The sequence below is a fragment of the Citrobacter sp. TBCS-14 genome (genome assembly GCF_005280805.1).
Lineage (GTDB): Bacteria > Pseudomonadota > Gammaproteobacteria > Enterobacterales > Enterobacteriaceae > Citrobacter > Citrobacter gillenii.
The window spans coordinates 1-558 of sequence record NZ_SZWM01001233.1 but is presented as its reverse complement, the minus strand read 5'-3'; the positions used below and the strand labels follow the sequence as shown (position 1 = coordinate 558).

Here is a 558-nt window from a genome sequence, read left to right as displayed (position 1 = left end):
GCAGACAGCCTTTCCGCCAGTCGTTGTAAATCACGACCCGTAGCATGTACGGTGCTGGTTAAATAGGCATTAGCCTGAGAGCCAAACTGCTTTTCGACGTTGTCATGGTGGGAGCGTGTTGTCATTGTGTTGTCCTTCGGTTGTTGTGAAATATGAAGGGCAACCATCACAGGCCTGCCCTACGGATAGCCGAGAAATGCGGTGATCATCAGGAGCACATACAGCGTTACGCTGATGGCCCACATCTTCAGATACGGTTTGCGGTACACGTTGTAATACATCGCGCGAAAGATATGCAGGTAGCAGGCGAAGAAAAAAAGCGAGGCGCCAANCACAAAATCGAGAGGACGACCAAACGCGCGGCGGCGCTGATCGTCAGTAAAGCGTACCTGGCGCAGTGACATTTCACGCGCAAAGCGGTACAGCGCATTCATCCGTCGACGGCTCCAGGCATTAAAATCGCCGGCCATGATCACCGGACCGCTGTGATGAGCAATCTGATCGCCAATCGGAAGTAACTGCTTGCTATAGACATCAACGCCAAGGCTAAAGTTAACC

The 558-nt window shown here is 52.2% G+C and carries 1 protein-coding gene and 1 pseudogene; both read right to left on the bottom strand.

The genetic code is table 11. The annotated features are described in order from the left end of the window. Positions 1-125 (bottom strand): annotated as a pseudogene (locus FDX22_RS26425) (SAM-dependent methyltransferase); the annotation flags it as partial. 54 nt (positions 126-179) lie between these two features. Next, the coding region (locus tag FDX22_RS32830; protein WP_186805478.1) for a cytochrome b N-terminal domain-containing protein at positions 180-558 on the bottom strand (379 nt) is incomplete at its 5' end.